The organism is Nocardia otitidiscaviarum (assembly GCF_007362295.1).
GTDB classification, from domain to species: Bacteria; Actinomycetota; Actinomycetes; order Mycobacteriales; family Mycobacteriaceae; genus Nocardia; species Nocardia otitidiscaviarum.
Genome location: NZ_CP041695.1, coordinates 6365548 through 6380608, shown reverse-complemented (window position 1 = coordinate 6380608; position 15061 = coordinate 6365548). Strand labels below are relative to the sequence as shown.

The following is a 15061-nucleotide window of genomic DNA, read 5'->3' as shown; positions in this document are numbered from 1 at the left end:
CACTTGTTGGCCTACACTTGTTGACATGACTGCGGAACGAACCAGACGGTCCGACGCGACTCGGGCCGCGATCCTCACCGCCGCGCGCGAACGCTTCGCCCGCGACGGCTACGACCGCGCCACCATTCGCGCCATCGCGGCCGACGCCGGCATCGACCCGGCCATGGTGATGCGCTACTACGGCTCCAAGGACAAACTGTTCGCCCTGGCCGCCGAAATCGACCTCCGCCTGCCGGACTTCGCCGACGTCCCCGCCGCCGACCTGGGCACGGCCCTGATGTCCTTCGCCGTCCAGCGGTGGGACGCCGACGAATCCCTCGCCGCCCTGCTGCGCGCCGCGGTCACCAACGACGGTGCGGCCCAGAAGATGCGCGAGGTGTTCGGCGGCCAGGTGGTGCCCATGATCGTGGCGCGCGGCGCCGAACCGGCCGACGCGATCACCCGCGCGGGCCTCATCGCCACCCAAATGCTCGGCGTCGCCCTGTGCCGCTACGTCCTGCGCCTGCCCCCGGTGGTGGCCATGAGCGCCGACGAACTCATCGCCTGGCTCGGCCCCACGGTGCAGCGCTACTTCGACGGAACCCCGAACCCATCCGCCTGAAACCGGTGCGAGAACACCCGATCCGCCCCCGACGAGCACCGGATCGACCACCATGGACCGTGCGACCCGAGCCACGTCGCGATCTGAGCCGCGCAGGAACGTGAAGCGTGAGAACGACGCCGATCGCGCGATGGTGTGGCTGTCACGGACGCGGGAGGTGAGGTCAGCATGTCGGCATCGGCCGCCGGACGGTTCGAGGAGATCGCCCGCACGGCCCGCCGCGTGCAGGACGGGATCGAGCGGGTGCGCGGAACCGCGGCGGCGGCCGGGATCCGCATCGAGGTGGCCGCCGATGGCCGTATCACCGCCCTCGAGCTCGCCGACCCGGTGCTGGCACAGTCGATTTCGGCCGCGCACAACGAAGCCCTACGGCAGGCCGCCGACCAGGTTGTGAACCTGCGCCGGGAATTGGTCACCGACCCGACCATTGCCGCGGCGCTGCACCACTTCATCGAGATCGAGGCGGAGTCCGCCGAGCGCACGCAGCCCCACCCGCCGACGCAGCGGCCCGCCCGACCCGCACCCCGCCACCCGCGGCAACTTCCCGGTGAAGACCTCGACCTCACCGACGAGAACCCGCACGCCCTACCCCCGCACATCCGTCGGCGTTACGGCCTCTAGCCCGCCGCAGCGGGACCGGTTGCTCGTCGCCGATCGTCGGCTCCCGGCCGGGTGCACATGTCGAAGTCTCATTCACGCTCGTGGGGGTCGGGCCTCCCGGTATCGGACGCCGCCCCTCCGCCGTGGCGCGAAGCCGAGCGTTTGCTCGCCTACGATGCTCGCAGCATTGTTCGGACCCGTAGAAAGCGGAGTGAGTATGGACCTCGGCGTGCGTTGGACGCTGCACGGCGACGGGCGGACTCCCGCCCCGGGCGCGGTCGTCAAGCCCGATGAGCGGTTGTCGTGGCCGCGCACGTTCGGGCTCGGCGCCCAGCATGTGGTCGCCATGTTCGGCGCGAGCTTCGTGGCCCCGGTGCTGATGGGGCTGGATCCGAACCTCGCCATCATGATGTCCGGCGTCGCCACCGCCATCTTCCTGCTCGCCACCCGCGGCAAGGTGCCCAGCTACCTGGGCTGTTCGCTCTCGTTCGTGGGCGTGGCCGCGGTGATCAAGGCCGACGGCGGCAGTATCGCCACCATCACCGGCGCCTGCCTGGCGGTCGGCGCGGCCCTGTTCCTCATCGGTCTGGCGGTGCGCAGGTTCGGTGCGGGCATCATCCACGCCGCCATGCCGCCGGTGGTCACCGGCGCGGTGGTCATGCTCATCGGCTTCAACCTGGCGCCGGTCACCGCCTCCACCTACTGGCCGCAGGACCAGTGGACAGCGCTGCTCACCATGCTGTTCACCGGTCTGGCGGTCGTCGCGCTGCGTGGCTTCTGGGCGCGCATCGCGATCTTCCTGGGGCTGCTGTTCGGCTACGGCCTGTCGTGGGTGCTGGACCGGATTCTCGGCCCGATCACCTCCGCCGAAGGCAGCGGGGCGGTCACCGAGCACTGGCGGCTGGATCTGTCCGGGGTGGCCGACGCCGCCTGGATCGGCCTGCCGGACTTCCACGCCCCGGCCTTCGAGCTGTCGGCGATCCTGGTCGCGCTGCCCGTGGTCATCGCGCTGGTCGCCGAGAATGTCGGCCATGTCAAGGCCGTCGGCGAGATGACCGGCGACGATCTGGACGGCAAACTCGGCACCGCCATCGCCGCCGACGGCGCGGCCTCCATGCTCTCCACCGGTTTCGGCGGCCCGCCCAACACCACCTACTCCGAGAACATCGGCGTCATGGCCGCCACCCGCGTCTATTCGACGGCCGCCTACTGGGCGGCGGCCCTGTTCGCGCTGCTGTTCGGCCTGTGCCCCAAGTTCGGCGCGGTGGTCGCCGCCATTCCGGGCGGTGTGCTCGGCGGCATCACCGTCATCCTGTACGGCATGATCGGCCTGCTCGGCGCGCAGATCTGGACCAATGCCAAGGTCGACCTGCGCAATCCGCTCAACCTGGTGCCGTGCGCCGCGGGCCTGATCATCGGCATCGGCAATGTGAGCATGGAGATCACCGAGAACTTCACCCTCTCCGGCATCGCGCTGGGCACCATTGTCGTGATCACCGGCTACCACGTGCTGCGCCTGTTCGCCCCGGCGCATTTCAAGGTGGAGGAGCCGCTGCTGGACGAGGGCACCTCCTCCTACGACGAGCCGCCCACCCGGTAGCCGCCCGCCGACAGCGGGATGACAGTCATCCGACAGCGCCCACCGGCATGGTCGAGCCAGGAGGTGCTGTGACGATGATGTTCATCGAATTGTTCATATCCCGTGGAGCTCTCGACCCCGAGCGGCGGCGCCGGGTGGCGCAGCGGCTCGGCACGATCGAGGAACTGGGCGACGGTGACGGGACGGGGGAGCGGATGGCTCCCCGCTCGGCGGCGGTCTACGCCGAGATGTTCCAGGTGGTGGTGCACGAGCCGGAGACCTGGGTGGTGGCCGAGAACGAGTTGGCGGCGACGGATGCGCCGCGCTGCCTGGTCCGCATCTCGGTGCCGGGGCCGTGGCGCAAGGATCTGAGCGAAACCCTGATCTCGTATGCGACCCGGATCATCGCCGACGAGTTCGACGACTCGGAGTTGCCCTACCGTCTCCCCACGGTGCAGGTGCACGTGATCGGCGTGACCGAGGGCAGTATCGGCATGCTCGGCAGGGCCGTGTCGTCCACCGATCTCGTCGACATGCTCAGTGATCCCTACCGTGATGACGCCGAAGCCGGTCGGGCACTGCGTGATCCGCTGTGCGGCGTGCTGGTGCCGCTCGACGAGCACACTCCCACAGTGGAATTGGACGGCGAGCTGTACGCGTTCTGCTGTGACGGCTGCCGTACCGAGTTCCTGGCGAAACGCGAGCGTGCGCCCAAAGTGTGAATCGCAGCCGTTTCGTGGATGATCGCTGTAGCTCCGAAACGGAGCTATGTGAGTGAGGAACACGCAATATGCGCAAGATGAGCAAGATCGGCGGCTTCGTGGCCGCCGCTGGGTTGGTTGTGGGATCGCTGGCCGGTGCCGGCGCCGCGAATGCGGCGGGGGATCAGTTCGCCTCGATAGCCTTCAGTCCGTTGACGTGGCAGTCCGGCGTTGGCGTCAACACGCCGAGCTTCGAAACGGCCGAGCAGGCCGCCCTCGCGGACTGCGGTATGGACGACTGTGAGATCTGGGCGTCGTGGGCCAATGGGTGTGGGGTCATCGTGGAGAGTGGCGACGGCTTCGCCGTGGCGAGCGGCCCGACCCGAAAGGCGGCCGAGGACGCGGCGTATTCCAGCCTGGGCGAGTACACGCCCACCGCGCCGCTGGCCAGCTTCGGCTCCTCCGAACTGAGTGGTGCGTGGGTGCACACCGTGGTGTGCACCGCCAACGCCGTCTGAGTACCTCAGGGCTGATGGGCGGCTGATTCGAGCGGCTCTCCGGAGCCGAGTGCCGCCACGGCCCGGGCCCGGTCCAGGGTGCGGCCGCGCGTGTAATCGGTCTCGTACTCGCGACCGCGATCGTCGAGCCGGAGGCGCAGCCGTGCGACATCGGGATTGCCCGAGTTCGGCCCGCCGCGAATCGCGTCGGCGATGCCGAGCAGTTCGGCGGCCCCGCGCGGATCGCCGCGCCGCCAACGCAATTCCGCCGAGCCGACCGCCACCTGGGCGAGCATCGGCGGATCCGGCATGGATGCGGCCAGGGCTCGTGCCTCGGACAGGTGGCGGTCGGCGGCGTCGAGATCGCCGACCGCCGCGACGAGGAATCCGGCCGCGGTGGCGTAGAGGGCGCGTTCCGGCGGTGCGGCGCAATGCGGTTCGGCCAGGTCGAGCTGTCGCCGGGCCGCGTCCAGATCGCCGTCGTAACGGGCCAGGGTGGCGAGGCCGACGCGTGCGAGGGCGTGGTCGCGCGGTGCGGCCGCCCGGTCCAACGTCTCGAGCAGTTGCGCGCGCGCACCGACGCGGTCACCGGCGTCGATGCGCACCATGGCGAGCCACACCCGCTGTCCGTCATGGGTGCCGAGTTCTCGGGCGAGCGCGGTCGCCTCGTCCAGCATGCCGAGCGCGGCGTCGAGTTCCGCACCCGCCGTGATCAGTACGCTCGCCCGGGACATCAGCGACAGCGACAATCCCCACCGCTCTCCGGCCGCCCGGAATCCAGCCACGGCTTCCTCGAGATCGCCGCTGCCGCGACCGATATCGCCCGCCGCACCGTGCAGCAGCGAGCGCACCAGCCAGCTCATGCCGCGCAGCCACGAATCCCGGTGTGCCAGATTGGGTTCTACCGTCGCGACACCGGCTGAGAAGTCGCCGTCGCACAGCGCCCGCAGGGCGCGGACGAGAACCGTGAAGGGGTCCGGCGGTTCGGCCGCGAGAGCCGGATCGGTAACCGTTGCCGCGCCGACGGCGGTCACAGGACCGCGAATGGGTTCGCCAGCGGTCGGCGTGTCCGGTGCGACGAGTGTCGCGAGATTCCCTGGTGTGGGCGTGTTCTCGATCCCGGTGGTCACGTCGGTGTTCGCGACGGCGGTGTCGTCCTCGGCCGGGGCACCGGCGAATACCGCATTGAGCAGCAGCGCGGTGTGTGCGCGTGCCCGCGCGTCGCCGGGTCCCGCGCCGGGCAGGCGCAGGGCCGCGCGCAATCGCGCGGTAGCGGTGGCGTGATCGCCATGCACGGTCCAGAACATGCCCAGCGCGGCGGCCAATCGCAGGGCGGTGTCCGTATCGCCGCTCGCGGTGGCGAAACGCAAGGCGGCGTCCAGGTTCTCGCGTTCCTCCGCCAGACGCGTGAGCCACGGGAGTTGCCCGGAGCCGCGCAGGTGCGGTTCCGCCCGTACGGCCAGCTCCAGATAGCATGCGGCGTGGTCGGCGCGGGCGGTGCGCAGGCGACCGGTGTCGGCCAACCGCTGGCATCCGTACTCGCGAATGGTGTCCAGCATGCGGAATCGTCCCGCACCGAAGGTCAGCAGCGACTTGTCCACCAGGCCGTGCAGCAGGTCCACGGTCAGGCCCACATATTCGGCGGCCTCGACCGTGAAACCCGCGGAAAAGACCGAGACCTGTTCCGCCGCAGCGCGTTCGGCATCGGTGAGCAGGTCCCAGCTCCACGCCACCACCGCCCCCAGCGTGCGGTGCCTGGGCGGCGCGGTGCGGCTACCGGCGGTCAGAATGCGAAATCGATCGTCCAGGCGGTCCACCAGACTCGCCAGGGACATGGACCGCAGGCGTACGGCGGCCAGCTCGATCGCCAGCGGCAGGCCGTCCAGCAGGCGGCAGATCCGTTCGACGCCGCCGGAATCGGTTGTGAAGTCGGGCCGGACCGCTGTGAAGTCGGGCTGGACCGCCGTGGAGTCGGGCTGGACCGCTGTGAAGTCGGGCTGGACCGCCCGCGCTCGCTCGATGAAAAGCGCTGCGGCGGAGGCTGGGTCGAGCGGTTGCACCGGATAGATAGCCTCACCGGTGATGCCCAGCGGTTCGCGGCTGGTGGCGAGTATTCGCAGGGAGGGGCAGCGACCGAGCGCCTCGTCCGCCAGCCGGGCGGCCGCGCCGACGACGTGTTCACAGCCGTCCAGGATGAGCAGCGTCCCAGGGGCCGACAGGGCCTCGGCTACCCGCGCCGAGATATCCCCCTGCTCCCGGATGCCGAGGGTTCGCGCGAGCAGCCGCGGCAGACCGTCGGGCTCCGCCGCGGCGGCCAGATCCACGATCCACACGGTGCCGGACACCTCGGCGGCGACGGTCACGGCGAGCCGGGTCTTGCCGACCCCACCCGGACCGACCAGTGTGGTCAGGCGGCCGTCGCGCAACCGCTCGGCAACCTCACGCCGTTCGGTGACGCGGCCGATACAGCTGGTCAGGGGAGCGCGAAGGTTGCCGCCCACCCGCCCGGCCGCGCTTCCCGCGCCCGGCAACGGGACGCCGCGCGGCGGTCGCGGGTGTGGCTCGCGTGGTTCGGTGTGTGTGTCGAGTGGTGGATTGCCGCGCAGCAGTCGCAGATGCAACCGCGGCGGTTGCAGATGCAACTCGCGTGGTTCGGTCGGCGGGTGCGTGTCGAGTGGCAGGTTGCTGCGCGACGGTTGTGGGTGCGGCTCGCGTGGTTCGGCAGGCGGGTGTGTGTCGAGTGGCGGGTTGCCGCGCAGCAGTCGCAGATGCAGCTCGCGTAGTTCGGGCGGCGGGTCCACGCCGAGCTCTTCGGCGAGCACGGCGCGGTATGCCTCGTAGGCGGTCAGGGCCTCGGCCTGGCGGCCGCCGTGCGCGAGGGACCTGATCAGCAGTACCCGTGGACGCTCCCGCAGCGGATCGGCGGCGACGAGTTCGCGTAGTTCGGCCGACAGCAGCGCCGGGTCGGCGCGGCCCAGTCGCGCTTCGGCACGGTCCTCTACGGCCTGCCGCCGCACTTCGGCCAGCCGTGCGATGGGCGCGGTCGCGAACGGCAGCCGGGCGACATCGGCCAGCGGCTCCCCGCGCCACAGCGCCAATGCCCTGGTGAGCAGCTCCTCGGCCGCCCCAGCCCGCCCCGCCCGCAGCGCGCGCCGCCCTTCTCCCGCCAGCGTCTCGAAGCGGACCGCATCCACGGCGTCGGCCGGAATGTCGAGCCGGTACCCGCCCGCCTCCGCACACACCACCGCCGCCGGCAGTGTTCTGCGCAGTCGCGATACCGCCGACTGCAAAGCCGCCGCCGGATGCTCGGGTACCCCGTCCGCCCACAACGCCTCGACCAGCGCCGCGCCCCCCACGACACGTCCCGCGTCCAACGCCAACCGCGTCACCAGCGCCCGCAGCCGCGCACCGCCCACCCCGACGGTCCGGCCGTCCACCTCCACCCGGAGCGGCCCCAGCACATCTACGCGCACACCGCCATTCTCCAGATTCCGGGGCGCGCCGACCCCGCGTCCGCCACCCCTGCCGTTCCCGCCGTTCAGCACAGCGGGCGGTATCCGCGAGCGATGACAACCGCACGCAGGGGCAGCGGGGCTCGAATCCTCACCGATAGACAGCATAGGTCGAATGCTTTGCCGCAGGTCGGCGCTTGCAGGTGCGAGGGCGGTGTTGCCCAGTCCGCTGAAAAGCGCGAAGGCCGCCCCCGGGCGAGAGGAACCGGGGGCGGCTCGCGCGACCGGTAGGTGGTGGTCGCGCCGCGGATCGGACGGGATGGTCCGGATCCGTCGGGTTGCGCGGCGAATCGTGTCTGCCGCGCGGCTCAGGGGGTCACGGGCACGGGCCGTGACGCACAGATCGGTCACGGGTCCGGGCCGTGATGCACACGTCGGGCGGTTGCAGGGGCCTGCGGTCGCAGGGTTCAGGCGGTCGCGGATTCGGGGTCGGTGACGCGGTAGGAGTTCAGGTCGTCGATGCGGGCGACCGCGTCGTCGATGATGCGGTCGATGAGGTCCGCGACCGTGGGGAGGTCCTCGATGATGCCGGTGACCTGGCCCGCGGCCAGCACACCCGCCTGCGTATTGCCCTCGACCAGACCGGCTTTCAGCAGCATGGGGGTATTGGCCGCCATGATGACCTGCGACCAGGTGAGGTCCTTGTGCTTGCGCATGGCCAGACCGTCCTTGACGATGGTGGACCATGTCATGCCGGTCATGCCCTTGAACTTCAGCGCGTTCGCCGCCGCGGCGACGAACCCGCGGGTTCGGCCCGAATGTTCCAGCCGCTGCACCAGTTCGGTATTGAGCACCCGGTGCGGCATGCCGTCGACCTTGGTGGAGACCACGGTGTCCTGGAGTCCGCGCCGCAGATACTCCTGTTTCACCGCGTCCGGCACGCTGCTCTCCTGGGTGAGCAGGAAGCGGGTGCCCATGGCGACCCCGGCCGCGCCGTAGGACAGCGCCGCCGCCAGCCCGCGCCCGTCGAAGAAGCCGCCACCGGCGACCACGGGAAGGTCCACGGCGTCGAGCACCGAGGGCAGCAGCAGGGTGGTGGCGACCGGACCGGTGTGCCCGCCGCCCTCCCCGCCCTGCACGATCACCGCGTCCGCACCCCACTTCGCCACCTTCACCGCGTGCTTGGCCGCGCCGATGGACGGAACCACCACCACACCGGCGTCCTTCAGCCGCGCGATGAGCTCCTGCTTGGGTGCGAGGGCGAAGGAGGCGACCCGCACCCCCTCGCGAATGAGCAGTTCGATGCGTTCGGAGGCGTCGCTGGCGTCGGCGCGGATATTCACGCCGAACGGCTTGGTGGTCTGCGCCTTGGTCTTGGCGATGGCCGCTTCCAGCTCGGCGAAGGTCATGGTGGCCGACGCCAGAATGCCCAGGCCGCCCGCATTGGCGGTGGCCGAGACCAGGCCGGGGCCGGCGACCCAGCCCATCCCGGTCTGCACGATGGGATGTTCGATGCCGACCAGTTCGGTCAGCGGGGTGCGTAGCCGGGCGGTCACGATGTCACTTCCTTCTCCCGGAAACCCTTGGGATCCAGCACCGTTCGAATGATCCGCAGTTCCTCCTCGGTGGGCAGCCGGGTTTCGCCCGCCTCGGCCAGACCGGCGATCTCGAAGGAGGTGTTCTCGGCGACCTCGTCGGCGGTGACGCCCGGATGCAGCGACAGCGCGCGCAGCGTGTGCGCGGGTCCGCCGAAGTCGAAGACGCCCAGGTTCGACACCACCCGGTGCAGATGGTGGAACCGGTAGGCCGGATTCTCCGGATCGATCCTGTCGTAGCCGATCCCGGAGACGATGTCGACGCTCTCGCAGAACACCCGCTTGCTGTGCTTGGGCACGAAGTAGCTGGTGGCGTGGTTGATGGTGTTGCCGGGAGCGCCGCGCACCCCGAACATCTGCCGGGTCGGATGTTGCAGCGGACCGAAGGCCGACAGGTTCTGATTGCCGTACCTGTCCAGCTGATTCGCGCCCATGACCACATGGCGGCGGCCCGAGGCCACCACGTCGAACACCTTGGAGAACGGAATCCAGCCCTCGATGGGCGCCTTGCCCCCGATGGGCGGAACCTCGGCGAGCAACAGCGCCTCACCGTCGGAGAGCAGCAGATCCGGCTCGAAGGTCAGCCGTGCCAGCCGCGCGCCGATGGTGGTGACGGTGGACATGGGGCTGGCCATGATCTCGCCCGCGCCGCGGAAGATCTCGGCCGCCGCGACGACGCAGACCTCGGCCCGGGTGACGGTGGTGGCGTTCATTTCTGCTCCTCGGCGAAAGCGCGGACGGCGGACTGGTATTCGTCCTCGGAGACGTCCAGGTAGCGCGCCCTGAACTCAGCCCACGATTCGGGCGTCTTGGCGGCCTCCACGTAGTGGCGCTGGAACCGCTCGTCGCGGCCGTAGCTGCCGGAGAAGGTGAAGTGCGCGCCGCCCGGGGCCTCGACCACGCCGTCGACCATCATGCGGTTGAGGATGATCGCCTGCTGCGGAACGGCTTTCACCAGCTCGTCGGTGTCCACGAGTCGATCCACCGAGAGGTACCGGCGCTGCGCCGCCAGTGCGTACAGATCGTCGAAGTAGGGATCGACGCCGGTGTAGGCGGCATTGCCGTGCTTGTCGCCCAGGTCCAGGTGGACGAAGGAGGCGTCCAGGTCGAGTGCGGGCATGGCGACCAGGGTCTCGGTCTTGCCGTCGGTCGGGTAGGGGGAGTCGACCGTCTTCAACTCGCCCTCCCAGAAATCCAGGACGGCCGAACCCAATCCGGCCCGGATGGGCAGGAACGGCAGGCGGGCGGCGGCGGCCTGCAGGCCGCACTTCACCATGCCCTCGTCCATCTCCCGCACGGTGATCGCGCCCTCGGTGCGCGCCTTGGCGAACCACGGATCGTAGAACGGCGCGGAGTCCAGGGAGACGAAACCGTAGTACGCCTTGCGCACCTTGCCCGCCGAGCACAGCAGCCCCAGGTCCGGCCCGCCGTAGCTGACCACGGTCAGATCGGTGATGTCCGACCGCAGCAGTGCCCGCACGAAGGCCATGGGTTTGCGCCGGGAGCCCCAGCCGCCGAGGCCGATGGTCATTCCGCTGCGCAGTTCGCCGACCACGTCGTCCAGGGACATTCGCTTGTCGCGCATGGCTGCTACTTCCCCTTCTTCTGCGCGGCCAGATCGTCGTCGAAGCGCGCCCGGATCTCGTCGGCCACGCCCGCGAGATTGAGTTCCATGGTGAAGCCCTGCTCGTAGCGGTAGGAGCGGTGCACGTCCTGCACGTCGATGCCGTTCAACGCCCGCTTGGCGGCGCGGATGACCCGGCCGTCCTTGTTGGCGATGTTCTTGGCGACCTCCATCGCGGCGGCGTCGAGTTCGGGCCGCGGCACCACCTTGTAGACGGAGCCGTAGTGGTACAGCTGCTGCGCGGTGAGGGTGCCGGCGGTGTAGAACATGGTGCGCATCAGGTGCTGGGGGACCAGGCGTGCCAGATGGGTGGCCGCGCCGAGCGCACCGCGATCCACCTCGGGCAGGCCGAAGGTGGCGTCGTCGGAGGCCACGATGACGTCGGAGTTGCCGACCAGGCCGATACCGCCACCGAGGCAGAAGCCGTTCACGGCGGTCACGACGGGGACCTCGCAGTCGTAGACGGCGGCGAAGGCTTCGAAGCAGCCGTGGTTGGCGCGGATCAGGGCGGTGTGCCCGGTGTCGCGGTTCATCTCCTTGATGTCCACGCCCGCGTTGAATCCGCGCCCCTCGGCGCGCAGCACCACCACCCGGGTGTTCTGGTCGCGCCCCGCCTCGCGGACGGCGTCGGCCAGGGCGAACCAGCCGTCCGAGGGCAGGGCGTTGACCGGCGGGTAGTCGACAGTGACGACTTCCACGCCGTCGGATTCGGTGTGACGGTTGATCCCCATCGAATGTCCCATCGTTGGCAAAACAAGCAAGTGCTTGGTAGGTTAGCACGGTGGCAATCGAAGTGAACCTCTCCGGCTCCGTCGTCCTGGTGACCGGCGGTGTGCGCGGCGTCGGAGCCGGGATCAGCCGGGTTTTCCTGGAGGCCGGCGCGACCGTGGTGGCCTGTGCGCGCCGCCCCGCGGATGCGCCCGTCGAGGTGGACGGCCGGGCGATCGACTTCCTGCCGTGCGATGTGCGCGATCCGGATTCGGTGCGGAAACTCGTCGACACCGTCGTGGTGAAGTACGGGCGGCTCGACACGGTGGTGAACAATGCCGGTGGCGCGCCCTTCGCGCTGGCCGCCGACGCCAGCGCCAACTTCCACTCGAAGATCGTGCAGTTGAACCTGCTCGCGCCGCTGCTGGTGTCGCAGGCCGCCAACGAGGTGATGCAGCGACAGCGCGGCGGCGGTTCCATCGTGATGATCTCCAGCGTCAGCGGGCACCGGCCCTCGCCCGGCACCGCCGCCTACGGTGCCGCGAAAGCCGGTGTGGACAGCCTGGTTTCGTCGCTCGCCGTCGAATGGGCACCCAAGGTGCGGATCAATTCGGTCATCTGCGGCATGGTCGAGACCGAGAGCTCCCACCTGCACTACGGCGACGACGACGGCATCGCCGCGGTGAGCGGCACCGTCCCGCTGCAGCGCCTGGCCACCCCCGAGGACATCGGCCGCTCCGCCGCCTTCCTGGCCTCCCCGCTGGCCTCCTACATCAGCGGCGGCACCCTGCTGGTCCACGGCGGCGGCGAGAAACCCGCCTTCCTGGACGCCTCTACCGCCGAGGTGCCCTCGGCAGCGGGGGGCTAGCCGGGTGGGACCCCGAGAACCGCACTGCCGCCGGGGGCGCGGGGGCTGGGCCCCCGGTCGGTCGGCACCGCTCTTCCATCGGGGGCGCGGGGGCTGGGCCCCCGATCCTCAACTCTTCTGACACAGAGGTATCGATATGACGGACAACAAGATCTGCGACGGGCGTGTGGTCATCGTGACCGGTGCGGGCCGGGGCATCGGCCGCGCGCACGCCCTCGCCTTCGCCGCCGCCGGGGCCAAGGTCGTGGTGAACGACCTCGGAGCCGAACTGGACGGTGCGCCCAGCCCCGATTCCCCGGCCGCGCAGGTGGTCGAGGAGATCAAGGCGCTCGGCGGCGAGGCCGTGGTCAACGGTGACGACATCTCCGACTGGGAGGGTGCGCGCCGCCTGATCGCCACCGCCGTCGAGACCTTCGGCCGCCTCGACGTGCTGGTCAACAATGCGGGCATCGTGCGGGACCGGATGCTGGTGAATCTCGGCGAGGACGAGTGGGACGCCGTGATCAAGGTCCATCTCAAGGGCCATTTCGCGCCCATGCGGCATGCCGCCGAGTACTGGCGCAACGAATCCAAGGCGGGGCGGCGGCCCGAGGCGCGCATCATCAACACCAGTTCCGGCGCGGGTCTGCTCGGCAGTGTCGGCCAGGGCAACTACGCCGCCGCCAAGTCCGGTATCGCGGGCCTGACCCTGACCGCGGCGGCGGAGTTCGCGCGCTACGGCATCACCGTCAACGCCATCGCGCCCGCCGCGCGCACCCGCATGACCGAAACCGTCTTCGCGGACATGATGGCGGCCCCGGAGGACGGTTTCGACGCCATGGCGCCGGAGAATGTCTCACCCCTGGTGGTCTGGCTGGGCAGTACGGACTCCGCCGGTGTCACCGGTCGCATGTTCGAGGTCGAGGGCGGCAAGGTGACCGTCGCCGACGGATGGCGGCACGGCGTCTCGGTGGACCGCGGCGCGCGCTGGGAGCCCGCCGAGCTCGGTCCGGTCGTCCGCGATCTGCTGAGCAAGGCCACCGAACCCGAGCCGGTCTACGGGGCATAGCACTCGTAGATCTCACGTCGCCGGTACCGCTCGCGGGGTACCGGCGACGTTTGTTTGTGTCCATCATCACATTTCGCGATGGCGGCTATGGTGGACCACTCTCCCGCAACCTCTTTCGTTTCCGACACAGCAAACCAATCGGTCGCGTGCGGACCAGGCAGTCTCACAATGGTGCGCCGGGTGGGGTGAGCTGCGCGGTGGTGCGGGTGTTACGCCCGAATTGTCCTGGGGCGGTTTGTGATATTCGGCGTGTCGGGGCGGGGGTGGACGTACGGTTGGTTGCAGCCCCTAATGCCGGGAAGAGTTGTGCGGGGTGGGTGGGTTGTCGGTAGCATGACCCGCGTTCCGCAAAGGTCCGGCAATCGGGGCGACCGGGCGATTGGACTGCGCAGTAAAACCGATGAGGGGAAGGCTGTCGCGTGAGTGTTGGTCGCACCTTGCGCATAGTGGCGGTGGCCGGGATGGTCGCCGGTACGACGCTGCTCGGGCCCATGGCGGCCCTGGCCCAACCCGGCGGCATCGACCTCGAACCCGCGCCCGAACCCCAGCCCGTCCAAGCACCCCTGGAGCCGACTCCCGCCGCCGGTCCGTGGGATCTGGTCGGCGCACTGCTCGGCACCGGCTCGGCCGGAATCGGCTCGGCCGCCACCGGCTCGGCGGGCGTGGGCTCCGCCGCCACCGGATCCGCCGTCGGCGGAACGGGTTCCGCCGCCCTGGGTACCGGCTCCGCCGCCACCGGCTCGGCCGGGGCCGCCCTCGGCTCGGCGGGCGCGGGAGCCGGTTCGGTGGTCGTCGGCTCCGGTTCCGCCGCCCTGACCACGGGTTCCGCCGCGCTCGGAACGGGTTCCGCCGCAGTGGGTTCCGCCGGTCTGGGTGCGGGCACCGTACTCGGCACCGGATCCGCGGGTATGGCGGCACTGCTCGGCCTCACCGGTTCGGCCGGACTCGGGACCGGTTCGGCGGCAGTGGGTTCCGCCGCTGTCGGGACGGGTTCGGCCGCCGCGACTCTCGCCACGCTGTTGGGTATCACGGGTTCGGCGGGGCTCGGGACGGGTTCGGCCGCTGTGGGTTCCGCGGCAGTGGGATCGGCCGCTACCGGGTCGGCCGCGCTGGCCGCGCTGTGTACCGGTTCGGCGGCCGTCGGCTCGGCCGGGGTGGGCTCCGCGGGTGCGGGGTCCGCCGCCGGGTCCGCCGCGACGGGTTCGGGTGCCGGGTCGGCCGCGCTCGGCTCGGCCGCGACCGGTTCGACCGGGGTCGGTTCGGCGGCCGTCGGTTCTGCCGGGATCGGTTCGGCGGCGGTCGGTTCCGCGGGTGCCGGTTCGGCGGCGACGGGTTCGGGCGCGCTCGGCTCGGCCGGGGTCGGCTCGGCCGCCGTCTGCGCCTCCCCGCTGCTGCTTCTGCTGATCCCGCAGCCGACACCCGCACCGGTGCCCCCGCCCGTACCGCTGGAGATTCCGAAACCGCCCGCACCCGCGGCACCCCAGGTACCGCTGCCCGTGGTGGCTCCGCTGGTCGTGCCGCCCGCGGTGGAGGCGGCTCCGGCGCCGCCCGCGCCTCCCGCCCCGCCGGCGGCGCCCGATCCGGTGCTGGCACAGCCGGATCCGCAGGTGCGGCCCACCTCCGACTCGGGTCTGCTGCCACCGATCAAACTGCTGTCGGTCATCGGCGGACTCATTGCGCTCACGCTGGCGGGCGTGGGTTCCGGTGCGGTGAGCGCGCAGAGCGCGTCCGCGGCGCAGGCGCGGATCGATGCCGCGCGCGCCCAGTTCTTCGGCCCGAGGGCGTGAG

13 protein-coding genes are annotated in these 15061 nt (G+C 70.5%); 8 read left to right on the top strand and 5 right to left on the bottom strand.

Annotated features, from left to right (window positions below; translation table 11 throughout):
• The first annotated feature begins 25 nt into the window (after positions 1-25).
• The 5 genes from FOH10_RS28585 (at position 26) to FOH10_RS28565 (ending at position 3999) form a co-directional block, all read left to right on the top strand.
• Entirely contained in the window at positions 26-601 is a 576-nt protein-coding gene (locus tag FOH10_RS28585) for a TetR/AcrR family transcriptional regulator (RefSeq protein WP_143983004.1), read from the top strand.
• Positions 602-769: 168 nt separating this feature from the next.
• The gene (locus tag FOH10_RS28580) at positions 770-1222 is read left to right on the top strand and encodes a YbaB/EbfC family nucleoid-associated protein (RefSeq protein WP_143983003.1); all 453 of its coding nucleotides are present in this window, start codon (positions 770-772) and stop codon (positions 1220-1222) included.
• Between the two features lie 196 nt (positions 1223-1418).
• Positions 1419-2801: a uracil-xanthine permease family protein gene (locus tag FOH10_RS28575; RefSeq protein WP_143984369.1), complete on the top strand. Its 1383-nt coding sequence runs from the start codon at positions 1419-1421 to the stop codon at positions 2799-2801.
• Between the two features lie 68 nt (positions 2802-2869).
• Positions 2870-3502 (top strand): hypothetical protein, encoded by a 633-nt coding sequence (locus FOH10_RS28570; RefSeq protein ID WP_221937889.1) that lies wholly within the window; start codon positions 2870-2872, stop codon positions 3500-3502.
• A 68-nt stretch (positions 3503-3570) separates the two neighbouring features.
• Positions 3571-3999, top strand: coding sequence for a DUF4189 domain-containing protein (locus FOH10_RS28565; protein ID WP_143983002.1), 429 nt, complete (start codon positions 3571-3573; stop codon positions 3997-3999).
• A gap of 5 nt (positions 4000-4004) precedes the next feature.
• Here the strand turns inward: FOH10_RS28565 and FOH10_RS35310 are convergent, their stop codons facing one another.
• From FOH10_RS35310 to FOH10_RS28540, 5 genes are all read right to left on the bottom strand, one after another.
• Positions 4005-7451 (bottom strand): AfsR/SARP family transcriptional regulator, encoded by a 3447-nt coding sequence (locus FOH10_RS35310; protein ID WP_221937888.1) that lies wholly within the window; start codon positions 7449-7451, stop codon positions 4005-4007.
• A gap of 446 nt (positions 7452-7897) precedes the next feature.
• Complete coding sequence (locus FOH10_RS28555; RefSeq protein WP_143983001.1) at positions 7898-8986, bottom strand: NAD(P)H-dependent flavin oxidoreductase; 1089 nt, start codon at positions 8984-8986, stop codon at positions 7898-7900.
• Positions 8983-9738 carry a CoA-transferase subunit beta gene (locus tag FOH10_RS28550; RefSeq protein WP_143983000.1) on the bottom strand — a complete coding sequence of 252 codons (756 nt, stop codon included), beginning with the start codon at positions 9736-9738 and terminating at the stop codon, positions 8983-8985. Before FOH10_RS28550 ends, FOH10_RS28555 begins: the two co-directional genes overlap by 4 nt.
• A complete protein-coding gene (locus FOH10_RS28545) occupies positions 9735-10610 on the bottom strand; it encodes a CoA transferase subunit A (protein ID WP_143982999.1) in 876 nt (291 codons plus the stop codon). The genes FOH10_RS28550 and FOH10_RS28545 overlap by 4 nt, the downstream gene beginning before the upstream one ends.
• 5 nt (positions 10611-10615) lie before the next feature.
• Positions 10616-11380, bottom strand: a complete 765-nt coding sequence (locus tag FOH10_RS28540; protein WP_039809088.1) for an enoyl-CoA hydratase family protein — start codon at positions 11378-11380, stop codon at positions 10616-10618.
• A gap of 50 nt (positions 11381-11430) precedes the next feature.
• On the opposite strand from FOH10_RS28540, the gene FOH10_RS28535 reads away from it, so the two are divergent.
• The 3 genes from FOH10_RS28535 to FOH10_RS28525 all read left to right on the top strand — a co-directional run bounded on the left by FOH10_RS28535 (position 11431) and on the right by FOH10_RS28525 (position 15060).
• A complete protein-coding gene (locus tag FOH10_RS28535; protein ID WP_425326108.1) occupies positions 11431-12225 on the top strand; it encodes an SDR family oxidoreductase in 795 nt (264 codons plus the stop codon).
• Positions 12226-12361: 136 nt separating this feature from the next.
• The gene (locus FOH10_RS28530) at positions 12362-13273 is read left to right on the top strand and encodes an SDR family oxidoreductase (protein WP_143982998.1); all 912 of its coding nucleotides are present in this window, start codon (positions 12362-12364) and stop codon (positions 13271-13273) included.
• A gap of 419 nt (positions 13274-13692) precedes the next feature.
• A complete protein-coding gene (locus tag FOH10_RS28525) occupies positions 13693-15060 on the top strand; it encodes a hypothetical protein (RefSeq protein ID WP_143982997.1) in 1368 nt (455 codons plus the stop codon).
• Position 15061 lies beyond the last annotated feature (1 nt).